Origin of the sequence: Zhongshania aliphaticivorans (genome assembly GCF_902705875.1) — a bacterium.
Classification (GTDB): Bacteria; Pseudomonadota; Gammaproteobacteria; order Pseudomonadales; family Spongiibacteraceae; genus Spongiibacter; species Spongiibacter aliphaticivorans_A.
Map to the genome: position 1 here is coordinate 1,601,971 of NZ_CACSIK010000001.1, position 15,062 is coordinate 1,617,032.

Below are 15,062 nucleotides of genomic sequence, written 5' to 3' on the forward strand. Positions count from 1 at the left end.
GGGCTAGTGGCTATTTCGGTATTTCGTTTTGCGCCAAAGACGTGGGGAACCGCAGATGATGTGGAGTCTGTGGTGCCAATTTCTTTGCCTAGTATGGCAAGCCCAATGGTGGTGTTATCAGCACTAATGGTTGTCGGATTGCTGTTGTTTGTTACTGTTGGGCCGCTAATTTGGCGTCAGAGTCCATCGCAGCAATGGTTGTCGCAAATTTCTGACGGACCCAGTCGATCGTATTTTGTGCGTATTGTTTCAGGCAATGGCGAGTGGCAGCCGCTAGCAGAGATAGACTCTACTGGCCTAACTATCCGTGAGGCGAATACCGAATATGTGCGTTTACAATGGCCTAAAATAGAGGGTGTGGAACGGTATCGTGTGTACCGTGGCGACGCCAATAAGCCTGGCCTAGGTTTGGTCATTGCGGAAACCCGAGATAGTTATTTTCAAGATAAATTACAACTGAGTCGTGAGCTTTATCGCTACACCGTTATGGATGCTGACACGGGGTTTTTACTACTGGCAAGAGAAGTGCGCCCTGAAGCGGCGATGTCAGCGTTTGAGGCTCAATTACAAGGCTTGGCTCCCGTAACAAGTGACAAGGTAAATTGGGTGCAAATACCTGCTCATCCACTTGGTACTGATGCCTTGGGTCGTGATATTTTGGCGCGGTTGATGGCGGGAGGGCAAACGTCTTTATTTGTCGGCGTAGTTGCGCCACTTTTATATATAAGTTTTGGCTGCATTTTTGGTGCAGTCGCCGGTTTAATGGGAGGGTGGGTAGATCAACTTGCCATGCGTTTTGTCGACTTTGTGGTTGCCTTACCGTTTCTGCTATTTATGATTTTGTTTCGCGTTGCATTTGGTATTGGCCCCGGCGAAAACGGTATCATGCCGCTTATATTAGCGATGTTAATGTTAAGTTGGCCGGGGAGTGCGCGGCTTATCCGTGGCCAAGTTTTGGCATTGCGAAATCAACCTTATGTGGAAGCTGCCCGTATTGCTGGAGTGGGGAGCCATAAAATAATTCTTCGCCATATGCTGCCCAATGTATTACCAATGATTTTAGTCGCTTTTAGTTTTGCTATTCCTCAGGCAATTTTTACCGAAGCGTTTCTGTCGTTTATAGGGATGGGCGTTTCTCCGCCGACCACGTCTTGGGGCGCGCTGTGCAATGATGGCATTAAAACTTTGCTATCCCATCCTCGCCAGCTGTTGTTGCCCGCTTTACTGATCAGTTTATCGGTACTGGCATTTAATATATTGGGTGATGCCTTAAGGGATGCTACTGATCGACGTTCTGGGGTGGTGCGGGCATGAGTCTGTTAAATCTTGAGTCCTTGCAAGTTAGCATTGGCCCTGTACAAGCAGTGAGGGATGTATCATTAAGCTTGCAAGAGGGGGAGTGTCGCGCCTTAGTCGGTGAATCTGGCTGCGGTAAATCTGTCACTGCTATGAGCTTGCTCGGCCTTTTACCTAATGCGGCGCAAATCACTGCTAGCCAGTGGCAGTTTTCAGGCCGAGATATGACTCAGCTTAATGAGCGTGAATGGCGACAATTGCGGGGCAATCGCATTGCAATGATTTTTCAAAACCCGATGACAGCGTTAGATCCTACTCAAACTATAGGATCCCAAATTGCCGAGCCATTACTTGTCCACAAGGGATTGTCGCGGCGGGAGGCCAAGATGAGAGCTATTGCATTATTAGAACGCTTAGCCATCGCTAATCCCGCGCAACGTGCAGCGCAATATCCCTTTGAGTTTTCAGGTGGCATGTTGCAGCGTGCGATGATTGCCATGGCGGTGGTGTGTGAACCTGAGTTATTGATTGCTGATGAGCCGACAACTGCATTAGATGTGACAGTGCAGTCTGAAGTCCTAAGTTTATTGCAGGAAATGCGGGAATCGAGCGGCACAGCAATGCTTTTTATTACCCATGACCTTGGGGTGGTTGCTGAAATTGCAGATTCAGTATCTGTTATGTATGCAGGGCAAACCGTAGAGTCCGGCAACTTACAACAGGTGTTCAGCACACAGGCACACCCTTATACGCAAGCATTAAAACGTGCCGTACCGAGCTTGGATAACCCTCAGCCACTTGAAGCCATCGCCGGGTCGCCACCAGATTTGCGACAGCCGCCGACGGGTTGTGGCTTTGCTGCGCGATGTGCTCAGCGTATGGCAATTTGCGAAGAAGCCCCCCCATTAATACAGTGTGCAGAAAGCCATTTAGCTCGTTGCTGGCTTTGGCATAAAGACCATCCAAGCCGCTGGCGTGAGTCTGATTCAGAGCAAATGCCAATGACGGAAGGTAGCAAGTGATGGTGGCGCCTTTGGTAGATATTCGTCAATTAAGATGCCATTTCGGCAATGATAAGGGGTTGCTAGCAGCGGTTGATGGCATAAATCTGCACATTAATGCTGGGGAGGTGCTCGGTCTAGTTGGTGAGAGCGGTTCCGGTAAATCGACTTTAGGAAGGGTAATTGCCGGCTTGCAGTCACGTAGTGCCGGTAGCGTTGTTATTGGCGGCAAGGAAATGCCTTACAAATATAGTCGTCGGCAGTTTCAAGCTATGTCTGGGCAAGTGCAAATGGTGTTTCAAGATAGTTATGCTAGCTTGAACCCTCGTATGACAATTTTGGCAAGCCTACAAGAACCTCTGTTGACCTTGGGTGTTGGTGAGCTTGATACGCGCAATAAAGCCAGATACTGGTTGGAGCGGGTAGGCTTACCGCAATCTGCAGGGGAGCGATACCCCCATGAACTGTCGGGGGGACAGCGGCAGCGGGTTGGTATTGCCCGTGCGTTTATCACTGATCCAAAGTTTGTAATATGCGATGAACCGGTATCGGCCTTAGATGTGTCTGTGCAGGCACAAATCATTAATTTGCTGCAAGAGTTACAGCGGGAACATAACACCGCGATGTTATTTATCGCTCACGATTTAGCGGTAGTGCGTTTTTTGGCAAGTCGCACTGCAGTGATGTATCTTGGTGAAATCGTCGAAATTGGGCCAACCAAGGCAGTGTTTGCATCGCCTCGGCACCCTTATACGGTGAGTTTGTTAGCCGCTCATTTGGATGGTAATCCTCGCGAGCGAGTATTGAGCACTACGCCATCGGTAAAAGCCGTGGCAAATAAGGCGCCGTTGGCGACCGATGGTGGCTGTAGATTTGCACCGCGTTGCAATATGGCTGAGGCGGCTTGCACTACTAAGCCGCCTTGGTTGCATTCAAGTCGTGTTAGCACAGAAGTTGCCTGTCTCCGTTTGGTCGATATTGAGATACTTCGGTCTCGGGCACAGGCTTTGTAATACTAAAATAATATGCTTCGTTTTATACGAGCAGACATACATCAGCATTAGGTAATCAGATTTATGAATGTAAATATGGATGCGTCGAGTGTACTTGCAGTTGCTGTGAGTTTATTCAAAACCTGTTTGATTGATGCAGGGCGTACAGAGGCTAAACGTCATTTTAAGGAGCTTGAGGCGGGGCGAGAACTGTTTTTAACCGAAATAGCCATGCCTGATAAGTCGACCCTGCGTGTCCGCCTGCAGTTAATGGCGCAGGAGTATAACGGTCAGTTAAATTACAGTGCCTTTAAGTCGCAATTACAAATGCTGAGTGCTGAGCTTGTTAAAGTGGTGCAAGCAAAGTCGGAGCCGATTGTGATGAGTGGTGATAATGGTCGTCAATTAATGTTCAATATTCCAGCTATTAGCCATATAGACGGTGAGTTTAACGCTTTTGTTCTTGGCGCCGACCTACGTCGTAGAGGTGAATTAGTACTACAGCTTATGTTTATTGATCCTAATCAGTATCGTTCGCCAGAACCGGCGGCAGCAGGAGGGTAAATGCTGAAAAAAACGCCCCTGTGCTGCTTGTAATTTAAGCTAGTGTTGACAGTGAGTACAAATACCGATAGCTTGCCAACTTTCTTATGTGTAGCCAGTCTGTCTGGGGTTTGGCTAGCGTATCAATAACAAGTGTATGAGGGGTTAACTTTGTCATCAGCAATCGAAGAAATCGCAGCAGCAATTGGCGCTGCACGGAAAACGGCTAACGTACCGAGTAGCGTTGATTTGAGTCAGTACGCTAACTTGGTAGAAATGTTCGCCTACTGTGCTAAAAAGTTTGCCGATCGCCCGGTGATCTCTTGCATGAGCAAAACCCTAAGCTATGGTGAGCTCGATGTCCTATCTGCTCAATTTGCCAGCTACCTCCAAAACCACACTAACTTAAAAACCGGAGATCGCATTGCTTTACAAATGCCGAATATTCTCCAATACCCAGTGGCTTTATTTGGTGCCATTCGTGCTGGGATGATCGTGGTTAATACCAACCCCCTGTACAGTGAGCGTGAACTAAAGCATCAGTTGAATGATTCTGGGGCTAAAGCGCTGGTTGTATTGGCAAATGTAGCGGAAGCTGCCGCAGCGGTTGTTGCTGACACCCCAGTTGAAACTGTAATTGTGACTGAGATTGCTGATTTGCATACTGGTTTCAAGCGTCCTTTGATTAACACAGTGGTTAAGCGTGTTAAAAAGATGGTGCCGGATGTGAGCTTTAAAAATGCGATCCCTTATCGCAAAGCCTTATCCTTGGGTAAAAGTGGTAAGTACACCAAGGCTACTCCTGCGGCTAATGATGTTGCATTATTGCAGTATACCGGTGGAACAACGGGTGTTTCTAAAGGTGCAATGATTAGTCACCAGAACCTGATGGCTAATGTTTTACAAAGTAAGCAGCTTTTTGAAAGCTATGGCCTAAAAGAAGGCGTAGAGATCTTTTTGTCGCCGCTACCGCTTTATCATATTTACTCTTTCATGTTGTCATTTTGCGTGATGATGCAGGGCAATCACGCGGTGCTTATTCCTAATCCGCGAGACTTAGATAGCGTAATCAAAGAAATGAAGCGCTGGCGCTGGAGCGGAATGAGCGGGATCAATACCCTGTTTGTTCAACTTTGTAATCATCCTGAGTTTAAAACCTTGGACTTCTCCTCTGTTAAGGCAACCTTGTCGGGCGGTATGGCTTTAACGGCTGGCGCGGCAAAAGAATGGACCGAAATGACCGGCGCGGAAGTTTACGAAGGTTACGGTTTGACAGAAACTTCGCCGGTGGTATCGATTAACCCAGGTGGTGCAAATCAGGTTGGGACAATTGGTGTTGCCTTGCCTGGCACAGAAATTCGCATTGTGACTGAGGCCGGAGAGGATGTGGGTATCGGCGAGAGGGGTGAGCTTTGTGTTCGTGGTCCTCAGGTTATGATGGGCTATTGGCAGCGCCAAGATGAGACTGATAAAACGATTAAGGACGGCTGGCTACACACGGGTGATGTCGCTATTGTCCAAGAAGATGGGTATATGCGAATTGTCGACCGTATGAAAGATATGATCATTGTATCGGGTTTCAATGTCTACCCTAATGAGATCGAAGACGTGTTGAGCGGCCATCCCAATATTGCAGAATGTGCGGCTATTGGTGTGCCTGATGAAAAATCAGGTGAAGCAGTAAAAATCTTTGTTGCACCTAAAAAAGGTGATATTGATAAAGCTGAATTAAAAGCATTTTTGCGTGAACGCTTAACCGGCTATAAAATGCCTCGTTATATAGAAGTGCGTGATGAATTACCCAAAACCAATGTGGGTAAAGTTTTGCGTCGTTCACTTCGCGACGAAGAGCTTGCCAAGCTCGCCAAAGCTGAGTAAATCCTCAGCAATAAGCAAAAAAGGCGCCTTTTGGCGCCTTTTTTATTGATACGGTATTTATGTCTGAAATTACAGCGGCCTCGTTAATGGCCAGTGTTGATGAATGTATGTTGGGCGACCGTCATACCTTTGCTCGCCAGTGCCACCAGCTCCAGAAGCAAGTCTCAGCAAACGTAGATGTGGGGGTGAAACTTCTTGCCCTAGCACAGCGAATGAACGCCTCGGCACTGCGCCTCAAGGCACGGCAGGAGAATGTTCCTGAAATCCATTACCCTGACGAGCTACCTGTCTCCCAGCGTGTGGATGATATCCGCAAGGCCATTGCCGCGCACCAAGTCGTGATCTTAGCCGGCGAAACTGGCTCAGGTAAAACGACTCAGATTCCTAAGATATGCTTGCAAATGGGGCGTGGTGTTGCGGGCTTAATCGCTCATACCCAACCTCGGCGGTTGGCGGCAAGGGCCGTAGCGGAGCGCTTGTCAGAAGAGTTGAATACTACACTGGGTGATGGGGTTGCTTATCAAATTCGATTTCAGGAAGTTGCCTCTCCCAACAGTTATATAAAATTGATGACCGATGGTATTTTGCTGGCGGCTATTCAACGAGATCGGTTCTTAAAACAGTACGACACTATTATTATAGATGAGGCTCACGAGCGCAGTCTTAATATTGATTTTTTACTGGGTTACTTAAAAACACTATTACCCAAACGGCCTGAGTTAAAGCTGATTATTACTTCAGCAACGATTGATGTTGAGCGGTTTTCTACTCACTTTAACAATGCGCCGGTGATTGAAGTTTCAGGTCGTAGTTATCCCGTCGAATATCGCTACCGCCCTCAAGAGGAATTAAGTGCTGATAATGATATAGCTGAAGCGGTAGAGCTAGTGCTTAAGGAGCTTATGGCAGAAGGGGCGCATCGCCATGGCGATACCTTGGTATTTCTGAGTGGTGAGCGTGATATTCGTGAAGTGGCGCATCATCTCAAGCGAGCTGAATTGCCTGGGGCCGAAATTCTGCCTCTGTATTCTCGGCTTAGTAGTGCAGAGCAGCAGCGAATCTTTGATTTACGTGGACGCCGAGGTTGGCGAGTCGTGCTGGCAACCAATGTTGCGGAAACTTCGCTAACGGTGCCGGGAATTCGGTATGTTATCGACGGCGGTACCGCGCGAGTTAGCCGTTATAGTGTTCGTAGCAAGGTTCAGCGTCTACCCATTGAGGCAATATCTCAAGCTAGTGCCAACCAGAGAGCAGGCCGTTGTGGCCGTGTGGCGCCGGGAATTGCTTATAGGCTATACAGTGAAGCGGATTATTTAGCTAGGCCAGAATATACAGAGCCTGAAATACAGCGTACAAATTTAGCGGCAGTTATTCTTCAGATGCTGCAGCTAAAGTTAGGTGATATTTCTGGTTTTCCCTTTGTTGATGCGCCGGATAAAAAGTTTGTAAATGACGGCTTCGCCTTATTAAGCGAACTGGGAGCGGTTGTTCAAGGGCGGATAACTCCATTGGGTGACCAGCTAGGCCGTTTTCCTGTCGACCCTCGTATAGGTCGTCTTATATTGGCTGCCGCAGAAAAGTCGTGCTTACGTGAGATGCTAATTATTGCAAGCGCCTTAAGCATACAAGACCCGCGAGAAAGGCCCGCAGATAAACGCCAAGCCTCGGATGAGAAGCATCGTCGATTTTGGCATGAAGACTCAGATTTTGCCGCGTTTGTCTCCCTTTGGGATTACGCTGAAGAAAAACGGCAAGAATTATCGGCAAGTCAGTGGCGAAAGCTTTGTCAGCGAGAATTTCTGTCTTGGACAAGAATGCGAGAGTGGCGCGAAGTTCATCATCAACTTACGTTAATGTGCCGGCAGTTAAACCTGAAGCTAAACAAAGATCCGGCGGATTTTAATAATATTCACCGTGCTTTATTGCCTGGTTTTCTCGGCCAAATTGCCGCCAAAGACGAGGGGCGTGAGTTTATCGGGGCTCGTAATCGTAAACTCCATATATTCCCTGGTTCGTCATTATTCAAAAAACCACCTAAATGGATTGTGGCGGCCGAATTAGCAGAAACCACTCAACTTTATGCGCGCTGTGTAGCGAAAATTGATCCCGAATGGGTATTGGGTGTTAATGATAGTCTGCTTAAGCGGCAGTATTACGAACCACATTGGCAGGCCCGTAGCGGCAGAGTTATGGCCTTTGAACAAACTGCCTTATACGGCTTGGTTATACGAGATAAAAAGCGTGTTCATTATGGCCCAATTGCACCGGAAGAAAGCCGTGAGATTCTTATTCGGCAGGCATTAGTTGAGGGGCGTTATCAAGGACGTGCGGCATTTTATCGTCATAATAAAAAGCTAATTTTAGAGATTACCGAACTTGAAGATAAGTCGCGTCGCCGTGATATCTTAATTTCAGACGAGGAATTATTTCGGTATTACGATGAACGTATACCGGCAGGCATTACTACCGCAAAGCATTTAGAGCACTGGCTTAAAACGATTGCGCCTGCCAATACCTTATTTTTAAGCAGAGGCGAATTAATGCGTCACGGCGGTGGCGATGTTACTGAACAACAATTCCCTGACAGCTTGATATGCGCGGGAATGGAATTGGCACTTAATTATCATTTTGAGCCAGGACATCCTGCAGATGGGGTGAGTGTTTCTGTCCCTCTCACAAATTTAGCGCATTTACCTGATGGTAGGCTCGACTGGCTGGTGCCCGGCTTGTTAAGAGAAAAGTGTATTGCTTTAGTCAAAATATTACCGAAAGCCCAGCGCAAGCAATTAGTTCCTGTGCCTGATTATGTTGATAGAGCCCTTCCGATGATAAAGGCAAATGAGCAAGCCCTACTGCCCCAGCTTGCAGAGGCGCTCCGTAAGTTAAGTGGGCTAAAAATTGAAGTAAATGAATGGGCCTCTAATCGCATAGACGATTATTATCTTATGAATATAAAGGTATTGGACAACGCAGGAAAATTACTTGTTCAAGGTCGAAATTTACAGAAGCTAAAAGCTCAACTCGCTGGACAAATACAGCAGGGGATTGCAGAGCAAAGCCAAACTAGCTTCACAAGTAGGGTGATCCAAGAGTGGGATTTTGGTCGGCTAGAAAAGGAGCATGAATTTAAGCGTGGCGGAGCAACATTAACGGCATACCCCTGTTTAAGAGATAATGGTGAAAACGTTGTATTAGAGCTTGCCGAGTCGCGATACGAGGCGGAGCAGGCAAATCTTTATGGTGTTCTGCGCTTGTTATTATTAAAAATGTCTCAACAAGTGAAAATGCTGAAAGGGAGTTTGTTTCGCAGTAATGCAGTTCAGTTACAGTTTGCAGCCGTGGGTGAGCAAAAGAAAACCTGGTTGGAAGGGTGTTTACTTGCCGCTGCTAGACACAGCTTTGATGTGGATCCCGCTAAATTACCTGAGGTAGAAAGTGATTTTGAGCGTTTGTGGCAGGATGGTCGAGCAAACTTTACTAGCAATGCAGAGCGTTATGCGGCATTGCTAACAGAGATTCTTGGGCATTATTCAGAGATACGACGAGCGTTAAAAAAGCTGAATGCTTTAAGTTGGATCCATAGTATTAATGACATTAACCAACAAATTAAAGCCTTGTTTGCAGAAGGGTTTATTACAGAGCTTAGTCTTGATGAGCTAGAGCAGTACCCTCGCTATTTACGCGCTGTGCTACAAAGAATAACCAAATTGGACGGGCATTATCAGCGAGATCGTCAATGCACTTTGATTTTGGAACCACTGCAACAACAATTAAGTGAGTTTATAGAAAAGTCTTCCGATAGGAGCCGGGCTTATTCAGTGGTGCGGGAATATCGCTGGCAGTTAGAAGAGTTTCGTATTTCCTTGTTTGCACAAAATATAGGCACTAGAGCACCGGTTTCAGAAAAGCGTTTGAAGCAGCTCTGGAAAAGTGTGTCTCAGGATGTAACATTTTAAAATTCACCTCGTCTACTTGATATGCTCGGTGTGATTTTAAATCAGCAAAATCGGAAGTGGCTGGATAAACGTACACTCTGAGCGGTTTGGCAGATAAGCTGCTCTGAGGCTATGCTGATGAGGCATACCAATAACTAACTTACACGCTATTTGTTGGTGATGAGATATTCATTGATAGGGCTTTTTAAATTTAACAATAATTCGGCGATGGCCGATTTGGAGAAAAAATATGGCGACTTTTACCAAAAAACCTTTGGCGGCGATGTTTAGCGCAGCAATGTTAGCTTCTTCGGTAGGCCCAGCAATGGCAGATAGCAACCCATTTGCAGCCAAGCAATTAAGCTCAGGTTATGAGTTGGCAATGGGGAGTGCTGACAAAGCCGCTGAATCTGAGGCAAAGTGTGGTGAAGCCAAATGCGGTGCAGATAAAGCTAAAGCCGGACATGAAGGTAAGTGCGGTGAAGCCAAATGCGGTGCAGATAAAGCTAAGGCAGCCCATGAAGGCAAGTGTGGTGAAGCAAAATGTGGCGCAGACAAAGCTAAGGCAGCACATGAAGGCAAGTGCGGTGAAGCAAAATGCGGTGCAGACAAAGCTAAAGCGGGCCATGAAGGTAAGTGCGGTGAAGCAAAATGTGGTGCAGACAAAGCCGAGCATGAAGGCAAGTGTGGTGAAGGCAAATGCGGAGCAGAGAAATAATCGGATTGTATTTCAGTTCTTCTAATTCACCCTTTGGGCAAGGCAATATTAATGGCTAATATTCTAGCAGGACATCAACGCGGGATTGCCGGATTAGGGTTACGGCGAGGCCTGATGCCTGCATTTCAAGAATTATTACCCGGCGATATTGATTTTATTGAAGTTGCCCCAGAGAACTGGATCGAAATTGGTGGTCGCTATGGCCGCCAATTTCGTGCAATTGCTGAAAAATACCCCGTCTATTTACACGGTTTATCGTTAAATATTGGTGGGTTTTCGCCTTTAAATACGGACTTATTGCTTTCAATTAAGCAATTTATGGATGATTTTGACTGCCCTTTGTATTCTGAACATTTAACGTATTGCGGTGATGAAGGTCAGCTTTATGATTTGTTACCCATTCCGTTTACGGAAGAAGCAGTAAGCCATGTCGCAGAACGGGTGAAGCGGGTACAAGATGTATTAGGACGGCGAATACTGCTTGAAAATGCCTCTTATTATGCCGCGCCAGCCCAAGAAATGAGCGAAAGTGAGTTTATAAATGCCGTGCTTGCTGAGGCGGATTGCGATTTACTATTAGATGTGAACAATATTTATGTGAATAGTATTAATCATCGCTATGACCCCTACGAGTTTTTATCTTCTTTATCATTAGAGCGTGCCAAGTATGTTCATATTGCGGGGCATTATGATGAGGCTGAAGACCTTAGGGTAGATACTCATGGTGCAGATATTATTGACCCTGTGTGGGCTTTACTCGATACGGCATATGAGCGCTGTGGCCCATTACCCACTTTGCTAGAACGTGACTTCAACTTTCCCCCTATGGTTGAAATGCTTGTGGAAGTCGACCGAATTAAGCGTGCTCAAGAAATCGCAACGCGGTCTGCGTCATTTCTTGAAACTAATGTGCTTAGCCTATGAAGTCATTCCAGAGTGTTCAGCGTGAGCTAACTCAATTTGTTCGTGACCCAGACCATAACCCTGGCCCTGAAGGCCTAGAACATCGGCGTTTGGTGATATATCGCGACCTGTTTTTTAATAATATAAATGGGTTTCTAAGTAATGGGTTTCCCGTTTGCCGCAGTGTGTACAGTGAGGCTGACTGGGATGCCATGGTGAGAGATTTTATGACTCGCCATCAATGTGCCAGCCCGTATTTTTTAAAGATTGCCGAAGAGTTTCTAGCGTATTTACAGTCAGGGCGTGGCAATAATGTGGTGGATCCACCCTTTTTAGCAGAGCTTGCGCATTATGAGTGGGTGGAACTCGCGCTAGATGTTGCCAATGAAGAGTTACCTGATAACGGTCCTATTTCTAATCAACTATTAGATAGCCATTTCTATTTGTCACCATTGGCCTGGCCTCTGGTATATGCTTTCCCTGTGCAGCAGATTAGCAGCAGCAATTGTCCAGACTCTCCGAGTGATGAGCCAACTTACATCGTGGTATATCGAAATCGAGCGGATCGAGTACAGTTTTTGGAAATTAATGCTGTGACTGCGAGGTTGCTGGCGTTATTCGATGATGGTACTAGCCCAAAAGCCATCGAAGTGCTGGCGACCATTGCTGCTGAGTTGGGGGCAGAGGTAGAATCACTATTAGGCTTTGGCGGTGAGCTTGTGACGCAATTAGTTGAACTGGATATTTTAATTATTGCTGAGTCGTAATTTTCGAAGTAGTGCTAAGCATTAGCGCATTGCGTATAGTAATGGCCGTATTTTTGACATGATGAGTAGTAGAAGCAATGGGACGAATAGGGTGCGCCTTGTTGATAATGCTGTTGTCCGCGTTTTATGGCGGCGCAGTGTATGCGGATGATGATTCGGGTAATGACGACCCCCGAGATCCTTGGGAAGGGTTAAACCGGACTATATTTGCATTTAATAATACTGCCGACCTCTATGTGTTAGAGCCAGTGGCGAGAGGCTATCGTAAAGTGACGCCTACCATTGTTGATCAAAGCTTAGCCAATTTTTTTAATAACATTGGTGAAATCAAAAATATTGCCAATGATACCTTGCAAGGTAAAGGTGGCGATGTACTGGTCAGCAGTGGCCGTTTTGTGATTAACACCACCGTTGGCGTGCTCGGTTTTTTTGACGTGGCGGGAGCCATCGGCTTAAAACGCGATTCTGAGGATTTTGGTCAAACCCTTGCTGTTTGGGGGGTGGGTGACGGTCCATATCTTATGATTCCATTTCTTGGGCCTAGCACGCTACGTGATGGATTTGGGCGTGGCGTGGATTCATGGACTTCGGTAACCCGAGGTATTGACCCTGAAAGTGCGCAATATGCCATGACTTTACTGGATTTACTCCAAGTTAGGGCTTCTCTATTAGGTACTGAGGAGTTGATATCTGGTGATAAATACACCTTCTTTAAAGATGCCTATTTACAGCGTCGCGAATTTCTAATTTCTGATGGCGAGATGAAGGACGATTTTGGTGATGAAGATTTCGAATCGTTTGAGTTTTGAGCTAGCCTGCAGTGCGTTATCTGTAAATTCTCCACATAGATATGGCTTGTGTGTCTTCGTCGATGCGAGTACAAAGGCCGCATGAATACACATTCTCCCCAAAGCATTTTGTTGGTGCAGCAAGCGGATGCCGTACATTTTGAGCTAGTTGCCTCCTTGGAAAAGCTTGGCTTGTCGGTTCTTGCTATAACAGAATGTTCGCTTGCCATGCAGGGGTTTAGAGAAGAAGACATAGATATCGTCATGGTTGATATCGATTTCCCCGAGGATCGTGGTATAGACCTTCTTGGGAAAATGGCAGCTGACCCTCGAGAGCTACCTCTTATTGGCGTGTCGCGCCGCAAAAGCTTAGCGGATGTTGTTGAGGCGGTGCGTCATGGTGCGACAGATTATCTTATGTTGCCGCCAGAGAACTTGGATGTTATTCGCCATGTTATTGATCGAGCCGTTGAACGTGGCGCCTTAAAGCGCGAGAATTTGGCTTACCGTACTCAACTAGAGAATGCTAACCGAGATTTGCTCGAAAGTTTGACCCTTTTGCAGCAAGATCAGCAGGCCGGTAAGCATGTTCAGCAACTTTTACTCCCCGATACCCCCAAGCGCATTGGTGCTTACAGCTTCTGTCATTTCATTCTGCCCTCGCTGTATTTAAGTGGCGATTTTATTGATTATTTTATTGTTGGTGAAGATCACGCGGTTTTCTTTGTTGCCGATGTGTCAGGCCACGGAGCAAGTTCGGCGTTTGTCACGGTCTTTTTGAAAAATCTATTTGCTCGCAAACGAAGCGATTTTTTACATCGTGACTCAACTGCTATTTTGTCGCCAGCCAAGATGCTTGATATTGCTAATCGTGAATTGCTTGAAATGGGTATTGGCAAACACGTGACCATGTGCGTTGCAGCAATAGATTTACAATGCCATCAACTCCGTTACTCGGTTGCTGGCCACCTGCCTGCGCCAGCAATGGCAATAGATGGCAGTGCTGAATTTTTACCAGAACATGATATGCCTGTTGGTTTATTCGCTGATGCCGAGTACAGTGACCATGTGACCACCTTTCCGCCCGGTGCGGTTTTAACGTTGTTTTCGGACGGTATTTTAGAGGTGTTGGACAATGATACCCTTGAGGATAAAGAGCATGCTTTGCTTGATATACTCAATACTGGGGAAAGGATGTCTACGGGGCTGGCAAAAACGTTTGGTCTATATGACTTAGACGATGCGCCAGACGATATAGCGATTTTAGTAGTGTGCAGGTCATAGGTAATGCAGCCTGGTCGGATATTGGTAGCAGAACAAGATGGGGCGTTTGTTATCAAGTTAATTGGTGACGTACGACTAACGCTTTGTACAACTTTGGACGAGTTTTTCGACGAAATGTTATCTGTCGATGGCTTTGCCAGTGTTGTTGTTGATCTCTCGGATGCGTTGAACGTCGATAGTACAACCTTAGGTTTGCTGGCTAAGCTCGCGATTAAAGCCAAGGAACGATTCAAATTTGTTCCTGTTATTTTGTCTACGAATCCCGATATAACCCGTATTTTACAAAGTATGGGCTTTGACCGTGTTTTTAATGTCAGAGAAGAGCCCTTATTGAATGATGAGGACCTCGGTGAGCTACCGGTTCTGCCTTGCAGTGAGGACGCGGTGAAGGCGCGTGTTTTGGAAGCGCATAGAACACTAATGGGCTTAAGCGACAGCAATCACGCGAAGTTTCGAGAGCTGGTGTCGCTACTTGAAGGCCAGTGTTTTTAAGCAAAGCTTACTGATTAATACCGGCTTTTTGAGTGGTGGTAAGTTTTGCTCGAATAAACTCGGTATGGGGTAGGTAGATAAGATCAGAAATTTTGCGAATTAAATGATCTTCATACTTATCAATTTGCCCATCCTCAATCGCCACCTCCCATAATGCGACAATCAGTTCGTATTTTTCTAAATTATTGCAATTGTCATTGATATACCGCGTAAATGGGTAGAGTGATGTGCTGTCTTTGTTAATGGCGGCAGCATTTTTCATAAAATGCTCTATATCACTAAGCGATATGGAAAAGTGACGGATAAGTAGTTCTTTGATTTTGGCAATTTCGGCCGGATCTTGTTGATAATCGGATTTGCTAACTTCAATAAGGAGCGCGGCAGCTGCGAGCTCCATAGTCATTGCACTGTTTTCTGGGGCATCATCTGAGCCAGAGAAAAGCTGTTTTAATTTTTCAAACATTC

13 protein-coding genes are annotated in these 15,062 nt (G+C 46.3%); 12 read left to right on the forward strand and 1 reads right to left on the reverse strand.

The features are described 5' to 3' along the window. Positions 1-6: 6 nt before the first annotated feature. The 12 genes from AELLOGFF_RS07275 (at position 7) to AELLOGFF_RS07330 (ending at position 14,597) form a co-directional block, all read left to right on the forward strand. Entirely contained in the window at positions 7-1,314 is a 1,308-nt protein-coding gene (locus AELLOGFF_RS07275) for an ABC transporter permease (RefSeq protein ID WP_159268091.1), read from the forward strand. Further along, a complete protein-coding gene (locus AELLOGFF_RS07280; protein WP_159268093.1) occupies positions 1,311-2,318 on the forward strand; it encodes an ABC transporter ATP-binding protein in 1,008 nt (335 codons plus the stop codon). The genes AELLOGFF_RS07275 and AELLOGFF_RS07280 overlap by 4 nt, the downstream gene beginning before the upstream one ends. After that, positions 2,318-3,310 (forward strand): oligopeptide/dipeptide ABC transporter ATP-binding protein, encoded by a 993-nt coding sequence (locus AELLOGFF_RS07285; protein WP_159268095.1) that lies wholly within the window; start codon positions 2,318-2,320, stop codon positions 3,308-3,310. Before AELLOGFF_RS07280 ends, AELLOGFF_RS07285 begins: the two co-directional genes overlap by 1 nt. Positions 3,311-3,373: 63 nt before the next feature. Next, entirely contained in the window at positions 3,374-3,853 is a 480-nt protein-coding gene (locus AELLOGFF_RS07290) for a hypothetical protein (RefSeq protein WP_159268097.1), read from the forward strand. Between the two features lie 150 nt (positions 3,854-4,003). Next, a complete protein-coding gene (locus AELLOGFF_RS07295) occupies positions 4,004-5,710 on the forward strand; it encodes an AMP-binding protein (protein ID WP_327785477.1) in 1,707 nt (568 codons plus the stop codon). A 59-nt stretch (positions 5,711-5,769) separates the two neighbouring features. After that, complete coding sequence (gene hrpA / locus AELLOGFF_RS07300) at positions 5,770-9,666, forward strand: ATP-dependent RNA helicase HrpA (protein WP_159268099.1); 3,897 nt, start codon at positions 5,770-5,772, stop codon at positions 9,664-9,666. Positions 9,667-9,895: 229 nt separating this feature from the next. Continuing rightward, positions 9,896-10,363, forward strand: a complete 468-nt coding sequence (locus AELLOGFF_RS07305; RefSeq protein WP_159268100.1) for a hypothetical protein — start codon at positions 9,896-9,898, stop codon at positions 10,361-10,363. Between the two features lie 51 nt (positions 10,364-10,414). Further along, on the forward strand, positions 10,415-11,287 hold the full coding sequence (locus tag AELLOGFF_RS07310) for a DUF692 domain-containing protein (protein WP_159268102.1): 873 nt from the start codon (positions 10,415-10,417) through the stop codon (positions 11,285-11,287). Continuing rightward, positions 11,284-12,033: a DNA-binding domain-containing protein gene (locus tag AELLOGFF_RS07315; RefSeq protein WP_159268104.1), complete on the forward strand. Its 750-nt coding sequence runs from the start codon at positions 11,284-11,286 to the stop codon at positions 12,031-12,033. The genes AELLOGFF_RS07310 and AELLOGFF_RS07315 overlap by 4 nt, the downstream gene beginning before the upstream one ends. A 77-nt stretch (positions 12,034-12,110) precedes the next feature. Then, positions 12,111-12,842 carry a VacJ family lipoprotein gene (locus AELLOGFF_RS07320; RefSeq protein ID WP_159268106.1) on the forward strand — a complete coding sequence of 244 codons (732 nt, stop codon included), beginning with the start codon at positions 12,111-12,113 and terminating at the stop codon, positions 12,840-12,842. A gap of 81 nt (positions 12,843-12,923) precedes the next feature. Further along, positions 12,924-14,105, forward strand: coding sequence for a PP2C family protein-serine/threonine phosphatase (locus AELLOGFF_RS07325; RefSeq protein ID WP_159268108.1), 1,182 nt, complete (start codon positions 12,924-12,926; stop codon positions 14,103-14,105). 3 nt (positions 14,106-14,108) lie between these two features. Then, positions 14,109-14,597, forward strand: coding sequence for an STAS domain-containing protein (locus AELLOGFF_RS07330; protein WP_159268110.1), 489 nt, complete (start codon positions 14,109-14,111; stop codon positions 14,595-14,597). A gap of 7 nt (positions 14,598-14,604) precedes the next feature. Here AELLOGFF_RS07330 and AELLOGFF_RS07335 read toward each other — a convergent pair whose 3' ends face one another. Further along, positions 14,605-15,060 carry a TerB family tellurite resistance protein gene (locus tag AELLOGFF_RS07335; RefSeq protein WP_159268112.1) on the reverse strand — a complete coding sequence of 152 codons (456 nt, stop codon included), beginning with the start codon at positions 15,058-15,060 and terminating at the stop codon, positions 14,605-14,607. Positions 15,061-15,062 lie beyond the last annotated feature (2 nt).

What these genes read in the sequence shown, in the direction of transcription:
- AELLOGFF_RS07280 (WP_159268093.1), top strand. Translation starts at nt 1,311, where the DNA reads ATGAGTCTGTTAAATCTTGAGTCCTTGCAAGTTAGCATTGGCCCTGTA.
- AELLOGFF_RS07285 (WP_159268095.1), top strand. Translation starts at nt 2,318, where the DNA reads ATGGTGGCGCCTTTGGTAGATATTCGTCAATTAAGATGCCATTTCGGC.
- AELLOGFF_RS07290 (WP_159268097.1), top strand. Translation starts at nt 3,374, where the DNA reads ATGAATGTAAATATGGATGCGTCGAGTGTACTTGCAGTTGCTGTGAGT.
- hrpA (WP_159268099.1), top strand. Translation starts at nt 5,770, where the DNA reads ATGTCTGAAATTACAGCGGCCTCGTTAATGGCCAGTGTTGATGAATGT.
- AELLOGFF_RS07305 (WP_159268100.1), top strand. Translation starts at nt 9,896, where the DNA reads ATGGCGACTTTTACCAAAAAACCTTTGGCGGCGATGTTTAGCGCAGCA.
- AELLOGFF_RS07310 (WP_159268102.1), top strand. Translation starts at nt 10,415, where the DNA reads ATGGCTAATATTCTAGCAGGACATCAACGCGGGATTGCCGGATTAGGG.
- AELLOGFF_RS07315 (WP_159268104.1), top strand. Translation starts at nt 11,284, where the DNA reads ATGAAGTCATTCCAGAGTGTTCAGCGTGAGCTAACTCAATTTGTTCGT.
- AELLOGFF_RS07320 (WP_159268106.1), top strand. Translation starts at nt 12,111, where the DNA reads ATGGGACGAATAGGGTGCGCCTTGTTGATAATGCTGTTGTCCGCGTTT.
- AELLOGFF_RS07325 (WP_159268108.1), top strand. Translation starts at nt 12,924, where the DNA reads ATGAATACACATTCTCCCCAAAGCATTTTGTTGGTGCAGCAAGCGGAT.
- AELLOGFF_RS07330 (WP_159268110.1), top strand. Translation starts at nt 14,109, where the DNA reads ATGCAGCCTGGTCGGATATTGGTAGCAGAACAAGATGGGGCGTTTGTT.
- AELLOGFF_RS07335 (WP_159268112.1), bottom strand. Translation starts at nt 15,060, where the DNA reads ATGTTTGAAAAATTAAAACAGCTTTTCTCTGGCTCAGATGATGCCCCA.